The sequence below is a fragment of the Streptomyces sp. NPDC032198 genome, assembly GCF_040636975.1.
Taxonomy (GTDB): domain Bacteria; phylum Actinomycetota; class Actinomycetes; order Streptomycetales; family Streptomycetaceae; genus Streptomyces.
The window spans coordinates 1-5,539 of the sequence record NZ_JBEZVL010000034.1 but is presented as its reverse complement, the minus strand read 5'-3'; the positions used below and the strand labels follow the sequence as shown (position 1 = coordinate 5,539).

Annotated in this window: 2 protein-coding genes; both read right to left on the bottom strand. The window is 73.1% G+C overall.

From position 1 onward, the window contains the following. Positions 1–1,772: type I polyketide synthase (locus AB0E78_RS41720; protein ID WP_361844914.1), on the bottom strand; the 1,772-nt coding region annotated here is incomplete at its 3' end. A 110-nt stretch (positions 1,773–1,882) separates the two neighbouring features. After that, positions 1,883–5,539 (bottom strand): SDR family NAD(P)-dependent oxidoreductase (locus tag AB0E78_RS41715; RefSeq protein WP_361844911.1); only part of this gene is annotated, 3,657 nt, incomplete at its 5' end.

Sequence of the window (5,539 nt, the reverse complement as noted above, 5' to 3'; positions counted from 1 at the left end):
GGAAACGCAGCAGCCAAACCACACCCCATCCCCACACGCTGCGCACCCTGACCCGAGAACAAAAACGCCGTCCGCACACCACCACGAGCCACACCGCGCTGGACCTGTGCCGCCGTGGCGCCGTCCGTCTGCCCCGCCAGGGCCCGCAGGCCCCCGAGGAGTTCGTCCCGGTCCCGCCCGGCGATGACGGCCCGGTACGGCAGTGCGGAGCGCGTGGTGCCGAGCGAGAACCCCACGTCGAGCAGGTCGAGTTCGGGCCGGTGCTCCAGGTGGTCGGCGAGGCGGGCCGCCTGTGCCGCCATGCCGTCGGCACTGCGTGACGACAGCGTCCACGGGATCAGTCCCCCAGCCATGGGCACGGGGGCGGTGGCCTCCTCGGTCTGCTCCGGGGCGGGCGCCTCCTCGATGATCACGTGGGCGTTGGTGCCGCTCACGCCGAAAGCGGAGACGCCGGCCCGCCGGGGGCGCTCGGTCTGCGGCCAGGGGCGGGCCTCGGTCAGAAGCTGGACGGAACCCACGGACCAGTCGACGTTGGTCGACGGCCGATCCACGTGCAGCGTCGGGGGCAGCAGGTCGTGCTGGAGCGCGAGCACGAGCTTGATGACGCCGGCGATGCCCGCCGTGGACTGGGTGTGCGCGATATTCGACTTGACCGAGCCGAGCCACAGCGGGCGGTCGGTCTCGCGTCCCTGTCCGTACGTGGCGAGCAGCGCCTGCGCCTCGATCGGGTCACCGAGCGAGGTACCGGTGCCGTGCGCCTCCACCGCGTCCACGTCCTGCGCGGACATCCGGGCATCGGCGAGAGCGGCCCGGATGACCCGCTGCTGGGACGGGCCGTTGGGGGCGGTCAGGCCGCTGCTGGCACCGTCCTGGTTGACCGCGGAGCCACGAATCACCGCGAGTACGCGGTGTCCGTTGCGGCGTGCGTCGGACAGCTTCTCCAGCACGAGGACGCCTGCGCCCTCGCCCCAGCCGGTGCCGTCCGCGCTGTCGGAGAACGGCTTGCAGCGCCCGTCGGGGGCCAGTCCCCGCTGTCGGCTGAAGCCGATGAACGGGTACGGACTGACCAGCACCGACACACCGCCGGCCAGGGCCAGTGAGCACTCGCCGTTGCGCAGCGACTGGGCCGCCAGGTGCAGGGCGACCAGCGACGAGGAGCACGCCGTGTCCACCGTCAGCGCCGGGCCCTCGAGGCCGAGAGTGTAGGCGATGCGCCCGGACAGCACGCTCGAGGACCCACCGGTGATGGCGTACCCCTCGGCGCTGTCCGGGACCTGGCGGCCGGAGATGTAACCGGATGTGGCGGCGCCCGCGAAGACCCCGACGTCACTTCCGTGCAGCGAGGCCGGGTCGATGCCGGCCCGCTCGATCGCCTCCCAGGACGTCTCGAGCAGCAGCCGCTGCTGGGGGTCCATGGTCAGTGCCTCGCGGGGCGATATCCCGAACAGGTCGGCGTCGAAGTCGGCGGCGTCGCGGACGAACGCCCCCTCCTTCGCGTACGACTTGCCGGTCGCGTCCGGATCCGGGTCGTACATGTCCGGGTCCCAGCCGCGGTCGTCGGGGAACTCCCCGACGGCGTCCTGTCCTTGGGACAGCAGCCGCCAGAAGTCCTCCGGCGAGGCGACACCACCGGGCAGCCGGCAGCCGATGCCGACGACGGCGACGGGCTCCCGGGACCGGGACTCGGCCGCCTTCAGGCGCTGCTTGGTGTCCGACAGGTCCGCGGTGACGCGCTTGAGGTACTCACGAAGCCGTTCCTCGACACCAGCCATATGACTTTCTCTCCAACCCGTGAATGGTGCGTGTTCCAGAGCGTGTTCCAGAGCGTGGGGTGCACGGGCCGACGTGGCCGGCCCGTGCACCCTCAGCAGTCACAGGCGCGTCATTCGAGCCCGAGCTGCTGGTCGATCAGGGCGAACATCTCGTCGTCCGATGCCGCGTCCAGCGCGTCCCGGTCGATCGCGGCGTCGCCGTCCGCGGTGGCGTCCTGTCCCTCGACCTTGCGGAGCAGTTCCCGCAGTTGTTCGGCGACCAGATCCCGCTCGCCGCCGGCCAGTGGCCGGACCAGCACGGCCGTCTCCATCTGCTGGATGCGTTCCAGGACGGAGCCGCCCTCGGCGGGCCCCGCCGGAGCCAGCTGAGTACACAACTGACGGGCGAGGGCAGCCGCGTTGGCGTGGTCGAAGATCGCCGACGGCGGCAGCTTCAGACCGGTCACCGCGTTGATCCGGTTGCGCAGTTCGACCGCGCTGAGCGAGGTGAAGCCCAGATCGGTGAACCCGCGCTGCGAGTCGATCTCGCCGAGCCCCGCGTACCCGAGGATCGCGGCTGCCTCGGCCCGCACCAGGTCCACCAGGATCCGGTGCTGCTCCGGCGGGTGCACCGCCGTGAGGCGGGCAACCAGTGCGGAGCGCGAGCTGTCCTGCTCGCCTGCCCCGGCGCCCTCGGTTTCCTGCGTCGGCGCGAGTTCGGCGAGCAGGGGGCTCGGCCGGGCGACGCTGAAGACGGAGGTAAAGCGCTCCCAGTCGGTGTCGGTGACCGACAGGAACGTCTCGTCCCGGTCGATCGCCTGGTGCAGCGCCGAGATGGCGAGGGCGGGTTCCATCGGCCGCAGACCGCGCACGCTGAGCTGTTCGCCGATGTCCTCCGTACGGGCCAGGCCGTCGCCGGCCCACATCCCCCAGGCCACCGAAGTGGCCGGAAGGCCGGCCGCCCGACGCCGCTCGGCCAGCGCGTCCAGGTGCGCGTTCGCCGCGGCGTACGCGCCCTGGCCGGCGCCGCCCCAGACGCCCGCGTTGGAGGAGAACAGGACGAACGCGTCCAGTTCCTCGCCCGCGAGCAGCTCGTGCAACGCCTCGGCGCCACCGACCTTCGCTGCCAGCGTCTCCGTCAGATCGTCGACGGACGCCTCGGCCAGGGGCAGGAAGCGGCCGGGCACGCCGGCCGTGTGCACCACGGAACGGACCGGGGAGCCCCCGGCCTTGAGCCCGTCGAGCAGCGCGGCGACGGCCTCGCGGTCACCGACGTCGCAGGCGGCGATGGTGACCCGGGCGCCCAACTGCTCCAGCTCTTGCCGCAGTTCACCGGCCCCCGGGGCATCGGGCCCACGGCGGCTCGTCAGTACGAGGTGCTCGGCGCCCTGCCCGGCCAGCCAGCGCGCAACATGCCCGCCGAGGCCGCCCGTGCCGCCGGTGACGAGCACGGTTCCGCGCGCCCGCCACTCCCGTACCGCCGCGGATTGCGCCAGCGGTGCGGGCGCCAGCCGCCGTACGAACACACCCGAGGACCTGAGTGCCGACTGGTCCTCCTCGCCACCGCCCGCCAGCAGGCCGGGAAGCCGCTCGGCCGTCCGGTCCGTCACCGCGGCCGGCAGGTCGACCAAGCCGCCCCACAGGTCGGGCTGCTCCAGTGCGGCCACCATGCCGAGGCCCCACACCTGTGCCTGCGCGGGGCTCTGTGCGCGGTCCACCGAGCTGACGGACACGGCGCCCTGCGTGGCGCACCACAACCGGGCCCCGAGGTCCGCGTCGCCCAGGGCCTGCAGCATCGTCAGGGTGCCGAGCACGCCGGCCGTCACCGCTCCCGGCCGGCCGGGCACCCATGCCTCGTCCAGGGCGAGCAGCGACAGCACACCGGAGGCCGCGGGCGAAGCCGACTTCAGGCGCGCGGCCCACGTCTCGCGCTCCGGGTTCGCGGTGTCCAGGAGTACCTGGCGCACCTCGGCCCCGGCGGCGGTCAGCGCGTCGGCGGCGGCCTTCGCCCAGGGATGGTCCCGAAGCGTCTCGGGTACCGCGACGATCCAACTGCCCATCGCCACAGCCGGCCTGCCCTGCGGGTCCGGCCGCCACACGATGCGGTACCGCCAGGAGTCGACGGTCTGCTCCTCGCGGCGCTGACGCCGCCAGGAGGACAGCGCGGGCATCAGCGTTTCCAGCGATCCGCGTACGTCGCCGTCGGTGCCGGGCTGCAGGGTGGCGGCGAGTTCCTCAAGGTCCTCCCGCTCGACAGCCTCCCAGAACCGGCTGTCGACGGCGTCCGGCGACCCCGCGCCGGCCGTCTGCTCGGCGACGGCACGCTCCAGCCAGTAGCGCTTGTGCTGGAAGGCGTACGTGGGGAGTTCGACCGTGCGGCCACCCGCCAGGAGACCTGCCCAGTCGACGTCCACGCCCTGGGTGTACACCTCGGCGACCGAGGTCAGGAACCGGTCCCAGCCGCCCTCGCCGCGCCGCAGCGAGCCGACGGCACCGCCGGCCCGGTCGGTGTCCTCGATGGTCTCGAGCAGACCGTTCACCAGAACCGGACGCGCACTCGACTCGACGAACACGCTGTAGCCCTGGTCGAGCAGTGACCGTGTGGCGGCCTCGAACTCGACCGGTCGGCGCAGGTTGCGGAACCAGTACTCGGCGTCGAGTTCGGTGGTGTCCTGCCAGTCGCCGGACACCGTGGAGAAGAACGGCACCGCCGACGCCACCGGCCGGATCGGGGCCAGGGACTCGAGCACCTCGTCGCGAATCCGATCGACGTGGGCGCAGTGCGAGGCGTACGACACCGGAACCTGCCGGATCCTCACCCCCAACTCAGCGGAGGCGCCGATCAGTTCAGCCAGCGCGTCGGCGTCACCGGACACCACGGTCGACTCCGGCCCGTTCACCGCCGCCACCGAAAGACGCTCGCCGTACCCCGCGATCAGCTCCTCCGTACGGGTCCGGGAGGCGGCCACCGACGCCATGCCACCGCGCCCTTGCAGCCCGACCAGGGCCCGCGCCCGCAGGGCGACCACACGCGCCGCGTCGTCCAGGGACAGCGCACCCGCCACCGCGGCGGCGGCGATCTCGCCCTGCGAGTGCCCGAGAACCGCGGCTGGAACCACGCCCACCGAGCGCCATGCCTCGGCCAGCGACACCATCACCGCCCAGAGCGCCGGCTGCACCACGTCCACCTGGTCGAGGAGTTCGGCTGTCTCCTCGCCGCCGGTGAGCAGCTCCGTGAGCGACCAGTCGATGAACGGGGACAGCGCGGCCTCGCACTCGGCGATCCGGGCGGCGAACGCCTCGGACGCCTCGAGCAGCCCCTTGGCCATGCCCACCCACTGCGAACCCTGCCCGGGGAAGACCAGCACCGTGCGCACTCCGGACCGCGCCGTTCCGCGCACCAGTCCTGCGGCGGGCTCCCCTGACGCGAGCGCGGCGAGCCCGCCGCGCAGCGACTCCAGGCCGCCGTCGGCGCTGAGCACGACCGCCCGGTGCTCGAGCGCCGAACGCGCAGCCACCAGTGAGTGGCCGACGTCGAGGGGGTCCGGTTCCGGGCCCAGTTCGACGAACTCGGCGAGCCGGGCCGCCTGGCCCCGCAGGGCCTCGGCGCTGCGCCCGGACAGCACCCACGGCACCACACCGCCCGCGGACGCACCGCCGGTGCGCTCCGACTCCGGGGTCCGGGCCGTGTCCTCCGGTGCCTGCTCCACGATCACGTGTGCGTTGGTGCCGCTGATCCCGAACGACGAGATACCGGCCCGACGCGGACGCCCGGTCTCGGGCCACTC